The following is a 15818-nucleotide window of genomic DNA, read 5'->3' on the forward strand; positions in this document are numbered from 1 at the left end:
GTTAACTATGGAAAATAAAGTTTTGCTTATTCTTGTGGACGGTATGCGCCCGGATGCGCTTGATAAATGCGGTGACAACTATCTTTGCAAGCTTGCCGAAGAATCACTTTCTACCCTTGAGGCTAAAACCGTTATGCCATCGGTCACTCTCCCTTGCCACACATCACTTTTTTACGGTGTGGAGCCTGCCAGACACGGTATTACGACAAATGTCTGGATGCCTATGGTGAGACCGGTTGATAGTCTTGTGGATGTAATCGCAAAAGCGGGCGGCGTGTGTGCGACGTTCTATAACTGGGAACAACTCCGCGATTTATGGTCGCCCGGTTCGGTTGATATGGCGTGTTTTTCAAATCTTCATTCCAGTCAGAATACCGATGCAATGCTTACCGATCTTGCCACAGGCTACATACGTTCCAAAAATCCGGATTTCGTTTTCCTGTACCTTGGAATGACAGACGAAGCCGGACATAAGGACGGCTGGATGAGCGAAGCTTATCTCAAGCAGGTGAAGGATGTTAATCTGTTTATCAAAAGCATTATTGGGCGTATTCCCAAGGATTATACAGTGATTGTCACTGCCGATCACGGCGGACATGAGCGTTGCCACGGCACAAATATGCCCGAAGATGTAACCATACCTCTGATAATTAAAAGCAATCTCGTCACACCGGGGAAGCTTGAAAATGCCGATATACGTGATATTGCTCCCACCATTGCTAAAATACTTGGTGTGAACAAGCCCGCCGAATGGGAAGGTAAAGAGCTGTTTTGATAAAATAATCAATCTAAAAACGCCGTTTTGACGGCGTTTTTTTTAATGTTCACATTTTTACGTTGATTTTTTGATGTGGCGGTGGTAAAATAAATATAAAATTTGCGAATCATTCGCATTTGTTGGAGAGAATATGGATAAGTACATGACTGAACAGCGCCGTGAGCTTATGTCATTTTTTAAAAACAATCCCGATAAATCATTTACGGCGAAAGAGGTAAAAAGTGCCCTTAAAAATGCTGAAATAAGCATCAGCGCCATTTACCGCAACCTGGCAAGGCTTGAACAGGACGGATATATAACAAGAAGCGTGAAAAACACAAGTCGCGAAATATATTATCAGAGTCTCATTTCGGAAAAGTGCCGCCACTGTATACATTTGAACTGCGTAAAATGCGGCAATACTTTTCATATGAATCATGATATTTGCACCGAGCTTATGCAAAATGTGTCTGAAAGGGACGGCTTTAAAATCAGCAGTGAAAAAACTGTGTTATACGGTGTTTGCGGAAAATGCGGAGGTGCGGAAAGTGAAGAACATTAAAACGGCTTATATTTTGCTGTGTATAGCTGTCGGCATTATGCTCAATTCATGTGCGTATCCCGTCAGGAGTGAGGATAACAGGATTTCTGTTGTTTGCACTGCGTTTGCACAGTACGACTGGGTGAAGCATATCGTAGAGGGCAGAGAAGACGTGTTTGAGATAATCTACCTTAACGACAACGGTGTGGATATGCACAGCTTTCAGCCGGATGCGAGTGATATTGTCAGTCTGTGCGACAGCGAGCTTGTGATAAGCATAGGCGGATATTCCGAGTCATGGATAGATAAAGCCGTAGAAAACTCGGGCAACAAGAATATTCGTCAGCTAAAACTTATTGAACTTCTCGGAGAAGAGGTGCTATTCACCGATTCATGCGATGAAGAAAATGAACACGACCACGAGCACATTTCTGTTGTGGATGAGCACGTATGGCTTTCGTTGAAAAATGCAGTTTTCTTCTGTAACGCAATCGCAGAGGTTATTTGTGAGCTCGACCCCGAAAACGAGGATTACTATGAAAGTAATGTAAAGAGTTATACCGATAAGCTTTGTGAGCTCGACAGAATAAGTGCGGATTTTATTTCAACTGCACCGCGGGATACTATAATTGTGGCGGATCGTTTTCCGTTGCGTTATCTTGTTCGGGATTATAGCATAAAGTATTGTGCAGCATTTGACTCGTGTTCTTCCGACAGCGAGGCGTCCTTTGAAACATTGGCACTTTTGGCTGAAAAAATTGAGCAAAACCGGGCAAAGGTCATTTTCGTCACCGAAACATCTGACAAGAGAATCGCAAGGGCGCTTGCAGAGCCGTACGGCGACGAAATTAAAATATTCGAGCTTGAGTCAATGCAGGCGGTAAGCTCAAAAGAGATAGAAAAAGGTATGAGCTATCTTGATGTCATGCAAAATAACCTTGCGCTGATACACGGCGCACTTATTGTGTAAAGGAATTTTTATGTCGCAACTGATATGTAAGGACCTTTCGATGGGTTACGAATCGAAAAAAATAATAGCCAACGTCAGTTTTACTGTCGATAGCGGAGATTATCTGTGTATAATCGGTGCCAACGGTACGGGAAAAAGTACATTGGCAAAGGTAATAGCGGGACTCTGTAAGCCTTTGGGCGGAAATATTTTTACCGGTGACGGAGTTGGAATACATGATATAGGCTATCTTCCTCAGCAAACTGATATACAGCGTGATTTTCCCGCTTCGGTTGGTGAAATAGTGTTGTCCGGATGTCTGGGCAGATGCAATAAGCCGTTTTACGGAAAAAATGAAAAAATACTGGCTCAACATAATATGAAGCGCCTCGGAATAAGTAATATTGCCTCAAAATGTTACAGAAACCTGTCGGGCGGTCAACAACAGCGTGTGCTTCTGGCGCGTGCACTTTGCTCTGCGGGGAAAATACTTCTGTTGGATGAACCAGTTTCAGGTCTTGACCCCGATGCTTCCCGCAGTATGTATGATATACTGGAAAATATCAATAACGACGGTATGACCGTGATTATGATAACGCATGATATGAATGCTGTTTATAAATACGCAAGCCACATTTTGCAGCTTGGTGAAACTTCGTTTTTCGGTACAAAGGAACAGGCTTTGGAATGCGGTATTCTTTTGCGGGAGGATTGTGTGGAATGACAGTGGCTTTTGAAAAGATTTTATACTATTTCCAATATCCTCTTGTGAGAAACGCTCTTGTTGTCGGCGTACTGATAGCGCTTTGCTCATCACTTGTGGGAGTGACACTGGTGCTGAAACGATTTTCATTTATAGGCGACGGACTTTCCCATGTCGCTTTTGGTGCCGTTTCGGTTGCTGCGGTAGTGGGATTGACAGATAACATGTTTGTCGTCCTGCCGGTAACCATATTATGCGCCGTGCTTATATTGCGCACGGGAACCAATACGAAAATACGCGGCGACGCTGTCATCGCAATGGTTTCTGTCGGTGCTTTGGCTGTTGGTTACCTGGCAATGAATATTTTTTCCGCGTCTTCAAACATCAGTGGAGATGTATGCACTACACTTTTCGGCTCATCCTCAATTCTTACTCTCGGCAGAACCGAGGTGCTTGCGTGTGTGATTCTTTCAGTTGCTGTGATCACTGTATTTGTTTTGTACTATAACAGATTTTTTGCAGTAGCATTCGATGAAGAATTTGCCTCGGCTGTTGGTTTAAAGTGCAATAAATACAATCTTATAATGGCTGTAATGATTGCTGTGATAGTTGTTCTTGCAATGAACCTCGTGGGCTCTCTGCTGGTGTCGGCACTCCTGATTTTTCCGGCATTGTCTGCAATGAGCATTTTCAGAAGCTTTAAGTCTGTTACGGTATTTTCCGCTGTTTTGTCGGTTGTGTGCGCCGTCGTTGGAATCACGGTGTCTGTTGTTGCGGAAACCCCTGTCGGTCCCACGGTGGTGGCGGTCAATATAATCGCTTATATTGTATGCCGCCTGACATACAGCTTTTTGAAATAAATATTCCCGCCGCGGTAGCGCGGCTTTTTGACAGATGAAAAGGCACTGCAACGCAGTGCCTTTTGTGTTATTACTTTTCTTTTTTGCAGTGTTTTCGTATTTCCTCGTTTATTGCTTGGCGCCAGTTGAATAAATTGTTGTTTTCGGGAATAAAAGTGTAGTCTATTTTGTCGCCCAATAACTTTCGGCATGTATCCATAACAGCTTGTTTGCCGATATGGCTTTCAAGCAGTTGTAATGCCCTGATGTCGTCAAACGCCTCGCACATGTGTTTTTCACAGACGGAAGGTAATGCACCCCATGGTGAAGGATATGCCAAAAAAGAGGCGCCGGGGAGGTTTTCATATCCGCATGGGTTTACCATGGGATCGAAAAATCCGGTACTTAATATGTTGTAGTAATAGTTATAGCCCCAGTGCAAAAATCCTTTTGCACCGTAGAGGTAAAGCTGCAGTCCAAGCACACGCGTGCGTGCGGCAGTGTTTGTTATAAGCCTGTTTGTGCAGCTTCTTGCATATGTCCCACCTGTATAATAAAGCCAAAAATTTTCGCATTCCGAGGAGAATTTATCTGCATGAGGCATGAATGCGATGGGAGTATCGATAATACCTTCGCGGTAAAATTCTATATGCGACAGTGCATCTGCAATTATCTGATTGTTCAGAATTTCACGAGCGCGTTTTGTGATTTGGAGAAATTCCTCTACACAGTCGTTCGAAGGTTCATCGGACATATGAAAAATAAAACTACCGTTATATCCGTTTGCGTCGATGAATTTTAATAATTCAACAAGGTAGTTTTCTAAAAAGTCAGAATATTCCGGGCTACTCGAATCGGTTTCCCAGCCAAATAAACGTTTTCCGCTAACATCGTATATGTTTGGCGCAGATTTTGCTCCCCACTGGGAGAATAGATGACAATGCTCGAAATAAGCTATACCGCATTGCTGCGCGATTTTGAGAAAACGATTCAATTTATCAAAATTAAACGTATACCCGTTTCGCTCTTTTTTTATATCCACCAGCTGTACGTTGCGTCGTTCGCCACCGGGTGGGGTGTCGAGCGGTGGAGTAAACGCAGGAATTAAGAGTGTGTTCTGACGGTGCATGACGGCATTGCGAATAAAACTCTTGAAGTATTTATAAAATTCCTCAGTGTAAGGCTCAACTTTGTAATAATCGCACAAGCAGTCAACATGAAACCAGTTTGTGTAAAAGGTTTTTTGCTCCGGCAGTAAAGCATCGATTATTTCCAGAGTAAAGCATGTGTTTCCTACTATCTCTCCTGTCTCCAATGCAGTACAGGTTATGTCAAATTCATAAATACCGCTTTGAAGCTTTTCACTTTCGGGATTTACACTCACCCATAACGAACGGAAACTTGTGTCGGCATCCAGATGAAACAGCGTGTCCTTTTCATAAACTCTTTCCCCCGAAAGCTTTTCCGTTTCGGGTACAGCCGGACGCGGCATCAGCGGGTTGGGGTACAGCCCGGGTGTACTGCCGATGTATCCCTCTTCGTTGTAGTCGTTTGCGGTATTGATAACAGATGCGTAATCAACTCTGTAAGCCTGAATCGGTAAATTGCATTTTACACAGATGCTTACAGCGCGCCATCTGATGTTTGTTAAAAGACGATAAGCTATCTGAAACGAAAACGGCTCATTTCTGAGACAGGTTGCTTTGCTGATAGTATATTTTTCTATTTCACCTACTTCGCTTTCCGGTCTGATTTTTAATTGCGAAGATACAACTCTCAAGATATCCACTTACAAACCTCCTTTTATAAGCATATTGCTATTTTAACATTAAAAGTGCTTTGATTCAAGTGAAAAAATTGTTAATTTACGGTACTATTTTGCTTGTAGTTGATTTTTGTGGCACGTTTGTGGTATAATATCCGCAAGAATCCTTGCTATGCAAGTCTCCGAGGCTTCGCCTCTGTGTGCACTTTCGTGCACTGCGATATTTACGGCCTCGTAAAAATGCCCTTGCAAGCAAGCATTTTTACTTCATGGTATAATGAACGAAAGTACATAAAGGGGGCCAAAAATGGTGAGTGAATTTACATCCGATTATGAAGCGGTTGAAGAACTGAGACTTAATAACTGCGGAATACAGCACGTACACGGTTCATTGAAATTTACACAGCGTGTCCGTAAGGATTTCACGGTGATGTACATATTAAAGGGACATGCGCAGGTTGAAATCGATGGTGTTATTGAGAATGTTTTTCAGGGTGATGCCATGCTGTTTACGCCCGGAACAAAGCAGAAGTACAGATTTGATGACAAACAGATAAGCATAAACATGTGGATTCATTTCAGCGGCACCTTTTGTTCTGTGCTGTGCTCAAAAGGCGCACGTATTGTTTCGTTTTCGGGAAGAAATGAAATTGAAAGCAATATAGAACGTCTTGTTCGTTACCGATATACGTCCTTAGATAAGAGCAATATGCTTTGCGATGCATATTTAAGGGCTGTTATAGCGCAAATATGCTATGAAGAACAGATGAACGAAAGCCGCGTTCGCTCGGCTAAAACAAAAAACTGTCTTGACGATGTGCTGAACGACATACATACCAAGCCTTATGCTCACTTCGACTGGGATAAGTGTGCTGCAGGCTGTTTTGTGAGCAGAGACAGGTTTAACCATATTTTTAAAGAATGCGTCGGATATCCTCCTGAAAAATACCGTATCAAGGTTTGTATGGAGCGTGCCAGAACCATGATTTGCGATATAGGAATGTCGGTTGGCGAGTGCGCAAGTTCATTGGGCTTTAATGATGTGAGCTATTTTTGCAGACGATTTAAGGCAGAATACGGCATATCTCCCGGCAAGCTCAGCAGAACTAAATGACATGATAGCAAAAAAACAAATTTTTTTGACTTTTTTTCAAAAACCCCTTGACAAATTAAAAAAAATGTGTATAATATATATCGTTGCCTAGAGCACACCGCAATGCGAGAGTGGCGGAACTGGCAGACGCGCACGTTTGAGGGGCGTGTGATTTCATCGTACGGGTTCAAGTCCCGTTTCTCGCACCAAAACCGACAAGCTTATGCTTGTCGGTTTTAATTTTTGTTTTGCGAATTTTTAAAAAACTATTGACTTTATCAAATTACTGTGATATAATACGTCACAGTAAATGCGATGAGCAGAAACCAGTAGGTTGGGAATAACCTGGAGAGAGTTGTCGGTTGGTGCGAGACAATGGGGTTTTCCTTCTCGAATTCCTTCTGTCAGCAGTGCACTGAACAAGATTTATCTTAAGTAGGATGCAACGGGCGTTCCCGTTACAGAACTAAGGTATATTTGTACCTGACAAGGTCGTTATTGTGAAATAACGGCGAACTGAGGTGGTACCACGGAAATGTTATTTTCGTCCTCTGTATCCTTAAGGGATTGCGGAGGGCGTATTTTTTGTTCAGAATGCGCGAGCCAAAATTGTCGGTCGGCAATTTCTTCCGTGATTCGCAGGTCAAAAAAACTAATTAAAGGAAGGATGAAGAACAATGGCTCAGAACTACTATCAGAAAGAAATCGAAACCATGCCGGTTGAAGAAATGAAAAAGCTTCAATCGGAAAAATTGGTAAAACAGGTTAAGCATGTTTACGAAAACGTAGCTTATTACCGTGACCTCATGGACAAAAAGGGTGTTAAACCCGAAGATATCAAGGGGATCGAGGATTTGCATAAGCTGCCGTTCCTCACAAAAGCGGATCTGAGAGATGCTTATCCGTACGGTCTGTTGGCAACACCTTTGGAGGATTGCGTGCGTATTCACTCGACTTCGGGTACGACGGGACGTCGCGTGGTTGCATTTTATACACAAAAAGATATTGATCTTTGGGATGATTGCTGTGCACGTGCCATTGTGGCAGCGGGCGGAAGCAAAAAGGATGTTTGTCAGGTAGCTTACGGTTACGGACTCTTCACGGGCGGCTTCGGCCTTAACGGCGGTTCTCAGAAGGTTGGATGTCTTACACTTCCGATGTCATCGGGTAATACCGAGCGCCAGGTTCAGTTTATGATGGATCTTAATGCAACAATTCTTTGCTGTACTCCGTCTTATGCGGCTTACATTGGCGAGAGCCTTAAAGAACAAGGCTATAAGCCCGAGGATATTCCGCTTAAGGCAGGTATTTTCGGTGCTGAGCCCTGGACGGATGAGATGCGCAGAAATATTGAGGCTACTCTCGGCATAAAAGCTTACGATATATACGGTCTTACCGAGACAACAGGTCCTGGCGTTGCTTTCGAGTGCAGTGAGCAGACAGGTATGCATATAAACGAAGACCATTTTATTGCCGAAATCATTGATCCTGATACAGGTGAGGTTCTTCCCGAGGGTGAAAAGGGTGAATTGGTGTTCACTTCTCTTGATAAGGAAGCTTTCCCACTTTTGAGATACAGAACAAGAGATATTTGCGTTCTGTCGAGAAAGAAATGCTCTTGCGGAAGAACGCTTATAAAAATGGCTAAGCCAATGGGCAGAACAGACGATATGCTTATTATCAGAGGCGTTAACGTGTTCCCCAGCCAGATAGAGACGGTTCTTCTCAACGAAGGTTATCAGCCTAACTATCAGATCGTTGTAGACAGACTGAACAATACAGATACATTCGAAGTCAATGTTGAAATGTCACCTGAACAGTTTACGGATAAGGTCAGCAATGTTCTTTCAATGGAAAAAGCACTCGCGAACGCAATGAAGACAATGCTGGGCATCAATCCTGCCGTTCATCTTGTTGCACCCAAGAGCATAGTAAGAAGCGAAGGCAAAGCAGTTCGTGTGATTGATAAGCGTAAGTTGATTTAACTTCGGGAGGAGATTGGAAAATGGCTATTAAACAGTTGACGGTTTTTGTCCCTAACAGAAAAGGCGAAATTGTTTCGGTGACGGATATCCTTGCAAAGCAAGGCATCAATATCAGAGCGCTTTCTATCGCGGAAACGGAGGACTTCGGAATTCTGCGTCTTATCGTAAGTGACGAAGCCTCGGCAGAAAAGGTACTGCAGCAACAGGAGTATCTCATTAAGACGGTTGACGTAGTAGGTGTAAAAATAGGGGACGCACCCGGTAAGCTTACTGCAGCACTTGATGTTCTTGATAAGGCTGACATCAATGTTGAATACCTTTATGCATTTATGGCACGTACCGAAAAGCACGCGTATGTTGTTTTGAGAGTAGAGGACAATTATGCGGCTGAATCGGCACTTGAAAATGCGGGCTTTCACCTCATTGGTGAGGCTGATATCAATAAACTATAAAGATACACATAAAACAGGGACACCCACTAAAACGGGTGTCCCTGTTTCTTATTTCTTTATTTCAAGTACTGCGGCACTGTTGGGCTTCATGCTGAGAGTGATTTTGTCCGTACCGTTTATTGTCGCCTGCTGATTTTTCAGAACACGTGATAATTTCAAACCATCCAGAGAAATAACAGCATCCGATGTTCTGGGAACGCAGTTAACGGCGATAATAATTCGCGTGTTGTCATCAACGATGTGCTCGGTTATGACAACATGCACGTTGTCGCATTTTGCACATTTTTCGGGATTCCTGAGAAGTGGCATCTTTTCATAAAATTTGTAGTATGGTGTTTCATTACGTCCGCTGATGACGCAGGGCTGGGAAGCGGCAATGTTCTCAATGGGATAATCCAAAAGATAAATAGTACCTTTGCCGTATGGTGTTTTTATCATCACAGGGTTATCTTCGCTGTCACATGCGATCACCTCGGCACCGCAGGACTTAAATACGTTTTTCATTGCCTTGCTTAAAGAGAAGGTTGTACCGTCCAGTTCAACTTTATCACCTGATGTGGGTTGGTATCGATAGAGGAGCTTTAGCTTGAAAATTCTTTCAAATTCGGAGAATCCGCCGTCGTTTTTGAGCGAAATGTATAAAACAGCACCGTCTTCTACGCGTTTGAATATTTCATCGGATACATGTCTGCTTATAGAAGAATAGCTTTCGAGTGATGGGATTATGTAAGCACGGGAATGAGGTATTTCACAATCTTTGTATGCAAATTCTATATCCAATCCCGTTTGCTTTGCCAGTGTGAAAGTACCATAAGCCGATAGCCAGCTTTCGTTGCTCTGTGAAATTATGCACACGGCATCAGTTATACGTTTCGGAAGAGCATCATATTCGAAAGTGTCAATAAATTTGGCAAAGTCACTCATGACAGGCATAATAGGCTTTTGAGTATAATCGGCATACATAACACCCAGCTCACGCTCTATGTGTATCCAATCATACGGTGGATGCGAAAGGTGATTCTGTTCAAATGCACACCACCACATAAAGCCCATGCAGTTATGAGCCCATAGAAGGTGCAGAATGGTATTGGCATATTCACTTGCATTTTCATTGCTTGACATCAAAGGCCCCAGGTTGCCTACTTCTTCCGCAAAAGCCGGTTTGCCGGAAAGCCCCCTGTACATAAGGGTTTCGGCTACGGCGTGCATTGCAGGCTTCTGCTCTGTAATGGGGTCTGTTTCGCAATGAGGAGTGAAACAAGGGTAGGGGTGCGTACAAAGGATATCCAGTATTTCACCAAGGTCCTGAGGTCTGAAATCGCCTTCGGGAAATGTTCCGTGCATTCCCGAAATTACGGGTCGGGAGTTGTCTTCTGCTTTGATTGCCATAGTGATGGCACTTGCCCACGCGTAAGCAATATCTGCGGTTGCACCTCGGCTCAGGCAGTTACACTCGTTACCTAAATCCCATGCCGAAATCGCAGGATGGTACTTGAATTCACTTACCATGTAGCGAACAAATTTTGTTTCCCATTTTAACGCTGTGGGATCGGTGAAAAGATTTATATTTTCAAGAAGCGGCGGAACAAAAAGTCTTCCGCTCATCCAGCCCGTGAGAAGCCCCACGACAAGATTGATGCCGTTTTTGTGGGCGCAGTCGCAGAAGAAGCGGAAACGCTCTACCATCTCTTTGTCTACCCCGGCGCGACCTGCAGTTGTGTGTGGGAGAGGCATGTCACCCATGCGTATTTCTTTTTGATTGCCCTGTACACCGTATAACATACAAATCGGCTGAAAATCCGACCATAATGGAAAAATACGCAAATTTTTAATATTCGCCTTTGCCAGTACTTCAAGGTCTTTTTCAATTACCTGTGGCTGCCAGTCGCGCCACATATATGTGCCGGCGTGAGAAGCCCAGTAGTTTACGCCAATAAAAAAACTGCCGTCATTGAATATATTCATTGTTACAGTATCCTTTCTGTTTATATAGATTAAATTATACCATAAATTTATATGTATGTCAATGATTTTAAAGAAAACTATTGACAAAGCCGTAAAAAAGTGTTATACTCTCACCAGAGAATTTGAGTCGTAATTGCATGGCTGTGTTTCCGTTATGCGGCAAACGCGGTTTTGTGGTTGCGGCCTTTTGTTTTTATGAAAGGGTTTGTGACTATGTTGTATGATGTTGCAGTTATAGGCGGAGGAGTTACCGGATGCATGCTTTTGCGTGAATTGGCACGATATAAGCTTAAAACCGTACTCCTTGAAAAAAGCAGCGACTTTGCATGCGGAGCGAGCAAAGCCAACTCTGCCATAGTGCATGCAGGTTATGATGCCGAAGAGGGAACGCTTAAGGCAAAGCTTAATGCCCCCGGATGCGAAATGATGTATCGCGTGGCAAAGGAACTTGATGTACACATTAAAAAGGTAGGCTCACTTGTAATTATTTTTGATGAATCCGAAAGACCGCAGCTTGAAAAGCTTTACAGACGCGGTATCTCCAATGGCGTGCCGGAATTGAGAATAATTGAAAAGGAAGAACTTCATAAGCTTGAACCGGAGCTTACGGACGAAGCGATAGCGGCACTGTATGCACCTACCGCCGGAATTACCTGCCCTTACGAAATGACTATCGCTGCTGCCGAAAATGCGGCTGACAACGGTGCTCAGATAATAAGAGAATTTGAGGTATGCTCTTTAAAACGTGATAATGACGGAATCTCTCTTTTTGACAGAGAGGCAAAGCGTGAAATAAAGGCTCGTTTTGTTGTAAACTGCGCGGGTGTTTTTGCAGATGAGATTGCAAAAATGGCAGGAGATGACCATTTTGAAATTATCCCGAATCGCGGTGAGTACATGATAGGTGACAAAAATTCACCATTTAAGCCTAATACCGTGCTGTTCACACTTCCAAACGAAAAGGGAAAAGGAATTCTATATTCCAGAACGGTGGATGATAATGTTATCATCGGTCCCAACTCACATCGAGTTGAAAAGGATGATACTACCGTTACAGCACAGGGACTTGAAGAAATACTCAAGGGTGCACAGCGCCTTATGCCCATAAATACCCGCTCTGTTATAACTTCGTTTGCGGGTGTACGTCCTTCGTCTTCCACAAAAGACTTTATTGTTGAGCCTTCAAGACATATGCAGGGATTATTGCATGCGGCGGGAATAGAATCCCCAGGATTTGCAAGCAGTGTGGCAATGGCAAAATATCTGGTTGAAAACCTGGATAACATGGGTCTGGAGCTTGAGGAAAACCCCGACTTTAATCCTTTTCGCAGAAAAATGAATCGGTTCCGCGATATGAATAACGAGGAAAGAAATGCTATGATTGCCGAAAATCCCATGTATGGCAATATAATCTGCCGTTGTGAAACGGTAACCGAGGCTGAAATAGTTTCGGCTATACGTCGTAATGCGGGAGCTTATACGGTCGATGCGGTAAAACGCCGTACACGTGCGGGTATGGGACGTTGCCAGGGCGGTTTCTGTTCTCCCAAGGTGTGTAAGATTTTGTCCAGAGAACTGGGTATCCCCATGAACGAGGTTACCAAAAACGGCGGCTGCTCTTATATACTCACACAAAGAACCAAGGATTAACGGGGGATAAAGCAATGGAAAAGAAAATTGTTATAATCGGCGGCGGACCTGCCGGACTTGCGGCGGCGTGCAAGGCTTTTGAAGAAGGAGTATCGGCAGAAGATATACTGATAATCGAACGTGATAGGGAACTGGGAGGAATACTCAACCAGTGTATCCATGCAGGGTTCGGACTTCATATGTTTGGCGAGGAGCTTACGGGTCCGGAATACGCCGCACGCTATATAGATAAAGTGATCGAATATAAAATACCGTATACGCTTGACAGCATGGTTATAGATATAACTGCCGAACGAGAAGTAAGTTATGTATGCGCCGACGGACTTAAAACTGTTAAGGCCGGTGCGATAATTCTCGCAATGGGATGTCGCGAACGTACACGCGGTGCACTTAATATCCCCGGAAGCCGTCCCTCCGGAGTGTTTTCTGCGGGTACAGCCCAGCGCTTTGTTAATGTTGAGGGCTATATGGTTGGCAAAAAGGTTGTTATTCTCGGCTCGGGAGATATAGGACTTATTATGGCGCGTCGTCTTACTCTCGAAGGAGCAAAGGTGGAATGCGTGTGCGAGCTTATGCCGTATTCCGGAGGACTTGCGAGAAATATAGCGCAGTGTCTTGATGATTTCGGAATACCTCTTTACCTTTCTACAACTGTTGTAAATATTAAAGGCAAGGAAAGGGTAGAGGGCGTCACTATTGCCAAGGTGGATGAAAATCGCCGTCCCATACCGGAAACAGCTCGTGATATCGATTGTGATACAATTCTTTTGTCCGTCGGTCTCGTTCCGGAAAATGAGCTTTCCAAAAACGTAGGCATAACTCTCGACGGAATAACAGGCGGTGCGGTAGTTGACCAGGATATGCAGACCTCAATGGAGGGCATTTTTGCCTGCGGAAACGTGCTTCATGTTCATGACCTTGTGGATTATGTAAGTCTGGAAGCAGCTCATGCCGCGAAAAGTGCCGTTAAATATCTCGAAATCAAGAAAGGCACAGCGAAAACCGTCAACGTAACTGCTACCGACGGTGTACGATATACGGTTCCACAGAAAATCGATACCGCATCAATGACAGCGGAAAATAAGATTTTCATGCGTGTGGCCAATATTTACAAGAATAAGTCGATTTACGTCAAGTGCGGTGATACCGTTATAAAAAAGGTAAAGCGTCCTCATCTTGCACCGGGTGAGATGGAGGTTGTGAAATTTACCACCGAAGAAACGGAAATGATAAAGAATATCAATGCCGACATTACCGTCGGACTTGAATGAGGTGAATGTATGGCGACAAAAGAAATGACCTGTATTGTTTGCCCGCAGGGCTGCAGACTTAAGGTGGAATACGATGGAGGCGAGATTATTTCCGTAAGCGGCTTCACCTGCAAAAGAGGAGAAAAATATGCCGTTAAGGAAATCACCGCTCCCGAAAGAACTATAACAAGCACAGTGGCAGCTTATAATTCCGAGGATGAAATTGTACTGCTCCCTGTTAAAAGCGACAAACCGATTCCAAAGGGAAAGATGAACGAAGCAATGAAAATAATAAATTCCTGTAAAGTAAAGCTTCCTATCAAAACCGGAACGGTTATAGTAAGTAATTTTATAGAAAACGGTATAAATCTTGTATCATGCAAGACCTTGACCGAATAAGGAGGATATTATGAAGGTATACGGACACAGAGGAGCTTCTCTTTATGCCCCTCAGAACACACTGGCATCATTTGAAATGGCATTCAAGATGGGTGCTTACGGTGTCGAAAATGATGTACGCTGCACCGCTGACGGCGAAATTGTTGTTATGCACAACGGCGACACCATGGAAATGTGCGGGGTAAAGCTTATCCCCGAGCAGTCGACCCTTGCAGAACTCAAAGCGCTTGATATCATTGACAAAAACGGCAATCCCACAGGACAGAAAATACCTACCCTTGGAGAAACTTACGAATTAATGAAAAAATATCCCGAGACTCATATAAATGTGGAACTCAAATCTGCGGGAGAGGTTTTCCTTAAGAAGGTGCTGGAGGTTACCGAGAAGTACAAAATGACACACCGTGTGATTTATTCTACTTTTAACGCGGCTAACCTTGAGTGGCTTCACGCCAACCGCCCGGACATTCCTACTGCTTTTCTTAACCAGAGCGAGGATTTTTCCACGGCACTTAAATACGGCTGTGTTGCGATACATCCCCACCAGTACAATGTAACTCCTGAGTATGTAAAAGCTGCTCACGAGGCAAATCTCGAAATAAATGTATGGACAGTTGATGCTGTTCATGAGATTAACAAAATGATTGAACTCGGCGTTGACGGTATTATTTCCGACTGCCCCAATGTTGCGATGGACTGGATAGCCCTCTACAACAGAAAATAATTTTGTGAGGTGTCGTATGAAAGTATATGGTCACAGAGGTGCGGCGGCTGTCGCTCCGGAAAATACACTTGCGTGCTTTGAAATAGCTTGTAAAATGGGATGTCATGCAGTGGAATGCGATGTTCACTTTACCTCAGATAAAAAGCTTGTGATTATGCATACCGACTACGAGGTAGGAAAGATGTGGGGAAAAGAGGTTCACTTAGAGGCAACTTCCTTGGAAGAACTGAAGTCACTAAGACTTACCACCGAGCATAAAAGCTTTGAAAATGAGATTATTCCCACGCTTCAGGAGCTTTATGAGCTTATGAAAAAGTATCCCGAGGTGGATATGAATGTTGAATTGAAAACACAGAACGAGGAGTTTTATGATATGGTGGTTAAAACCACCGCACAGTATAGGATGAATGACCGCGTGATTTATTCTGCATCTGACCCTCATACGCTTAAATGGTTCGGCAAATACCACCCCGATATACCGTTTTCACTTTCACCTGTTACAGTTGAAGATACGGACTATGCCAGGGGATTTCAGTATAATTGTAACTGTGTGGTGGTTCAGCCGTATTTCAAGGTGGTAGATGCCGATTATGTAAAAAACGCCCATGCCGCCCATCTTCAGGTGACACCATGGACGGTTGACGACCCGGAGGAAGTCAAAAGACTTATATCCATAGGCGTGGATGGCATAATTTCGAATAATCCCGGCATGGTACTTGATATTATAAAAAATAATTAAGGAATAT

15 protein-coding genes and 1 tRNA gene are annotated in these 15818 nt (G+C 43.7%); 14 read left to right on the forward strand and 2 right to left on the reverse strand.

Translation table 11 applies throughout. The annotated features are described in order from the left end of the window. Positions 1–7: 7 nt before the first annotated feature. The 5 genes from E7588_00840 to E7588_00860 all read left to right on the forward strand — a co-directional run bounded on the left by E7588_00840 (position 8) and on the right by E7588_00860 (position 3810). Positions 8–775, forward strand: a complete 768-nt coding sequence (locus E7588_00840) for a hypothetical protein (GenBank protein MBE6687804.1) — start codon at positions 8–10, stop codon at positions 773–775. 133 nt (positions 776–908) lie between these two features. After that, complete coding sequence (locus tag E7588_00845) at positions 909–1319, forward strand: transcriptional repressor (protein MBE6687805.1); 411 nt, start codon at positions 909–911, stop codon at positions 1317–1319. Beyond that, positions 1195–2268: a zinc ABC transporter substrate-binding protein gene (locus tag E7588_00850; GenBank protein ID MBE6687806.1), complete on the forward strand. Its 1074-nt coding sequence runs from the start codon at positions 1195–1197 to the stop codon at positions 2266–2268. The genes E7588_00845 and E7588_00850 overlap by 125 nt, the downstream gene beginning before the upstream one ends. Before the next feature lie 10 nt (positions 2269–2278). Beyond that, the gene (locus E7588_00855) at positions 2279–2971 is read left to right on the forward strand and encodes an ABC transporter ATP-binding protein (GenBank protein ID MBE6687807.1); all 693 of its coding nucleotides are present in this window, start codon (positions 2279–2281) and stop codon (positions 2969–2971) included. Further along, positions 2968–3810 carry a metal ABC transporter permease gene (locus E7588_00860; GenBank protein MBE6687808.1) on the forward strand — a complete coding sequence of 281 codons (843 nt, stop codon included), beginning with the start codon at positions 2968–2970 and terminating at the stop codon, positions 3808–3810. The genes E7588_00855 and E7588_00860 overlap by 4 nt, the downstream gene beginning before the upstream one ends. Positions 3811–3880: 70 nt before the next feature. On the opposite strand, the gene E7588_00865 is transcribed toward E7588_00860, so the two are convergent. Beyond that, a complete protein-coding gene (locus E7588_00865) occupies positions 3881–5578 on the reverse strand; it encodes a DUF4091 domain-containing protein (protein ID MBE6687809.1) in 1698 nt (565 codons plus the stop codon). Between the two features lie 283 nt (positions 5579–5861). Between E7588_00865 and E7588_00870 the strand changes: the two genes are divergently transcribed. The 4 genes from E7588_00870 to E7588_00885 all read left to right on the forward strand — a co-directional run bounded on the left by E7588_00870 (position 5862) and on the right by E7588_00885 (position 9084). Next, positions 5862–6668, forward strand: a complete 807-nt coding sequence (locus E7588_00870; protein ID MBE6687810.1) for a helix-turn-helix domain-containing protein — start codon at positions 5862–5864, stop codon at positions 6666–6668. A 104-nt stretch (positions 6669–6772) separates the two neighbouring features. Next, positions 6773–6856, forward strand: a tRNA-Leu gene (locus E7588_00875). A gap of 468 nt (positions 6857–7324) precedes the next feature. After that, positions 7325–8632, forward strand: coding sequence for a phenylacetate--CoA ligase (locus tag E7588_00880; protein MBE6687811.1), 1308 nt, complete (start codon positions 7325–7327; stop codon positions 8630–8632). A gap of 20 nt (positions 8633–8652) precedes the next feature. Continuing rightward, a complete protein-coding gene (locus tag E7588_00885) occupies positions 8653–9084 on the forward strand; it encodes an ACT domain-containing protein (GenBank protein ID MBE6687812.1) in 432 nt (143 codons plus the stop codon). Between the two features lie 48 nt (positions 9085–9132). Here E7588_00885 and E7588_00890 read toward each other — a convergent pair whose 3' ends face one another. Further along, a complete protein-coding gene (locus E7588_00890) occupies positions 9133–11049 on the reverse strand; it encodes a hypothetical protein (GenBank protein ID MBE6687813.1) in 1917 nt (638 codons plus the stop codon). 216 nt (positions 11050–11265) lie between these two features. Here E7588_00890 and E7588_00895 point away from each other — a divergent pair, with 216 nt between their 5' ends. Genes E7588_00895 through E7588_00915 form a run of 5 tightly spaced genes read left to right on the forward strand, consistent with a single transcriptional unit; the run spans position 11266 to position 15811 of the window. Further along, complete coding sequence (locus tag E7588_00895; GenBank protein MBE6687814.1) at positions 11266–12699, forward strand: NAD(P)/FAD-dependent oxidoreductase; 1434 nt, start codon at positions 11266–11268, stop codon at positions 12697–12699. Between the two features lie 14 nt (positions 12700–12713). Next, positions 12714–13970: a pyridine nucleotide-disulfide oxidoreductase gene (locus E7588_00900; protein ID MBE6687815.1), complete on the forward strand. Its 1257-nt coding sequence runs from the start codon at positions 12714–12716 to the stop codon at positions 13968–13970. Positions 13971–13979: 9 nt separating this feature from the next. After that, the gene (locus E7588_00905) at positions 13980–14348 is read left to right on the forward strand and encodes a DUF1667 domain-containing protein (protein MBE6687816.1); all 369 of its coding nucleotides are present in this window, start codon (positions 13980–13982) and stop codon (positions 14346–14348) included. Between the two features lie 10 nt (positions 14349–14358). Beyond that, positions 14359–15072, forward strand: a complete 714-nt coding sequence (locus E7588_00910; protein MBE6687817.1) for a hypothetical protein — start codon at positions 14359–14361, stop codon at positions 15070–15072. A gap of 16 nt (positions 15073–15088) precedes the next feature. After that, on the forward strand, positions 15089–15811 hold the full coding sequence (locus E7588_00915; protein MBE6687818.1) for a hypothetical protein: 723 nt from the start codon (positions 15089–15091) through the stop codon (positions 15809–15811). The last annotated feature ends 7 nt before the right edge of the window (positions 15812–15818 follow it).

The sequence above is a fragment of the Oscillospiraceae bacterium genome, from assembly GCA_015065085.1.
In the GTDB taxonomy this organism is placed as follows: domain Bacteria; phylum Bacillota; class Clostridia; order Oscillospirales; family SIG627; genus SIG627.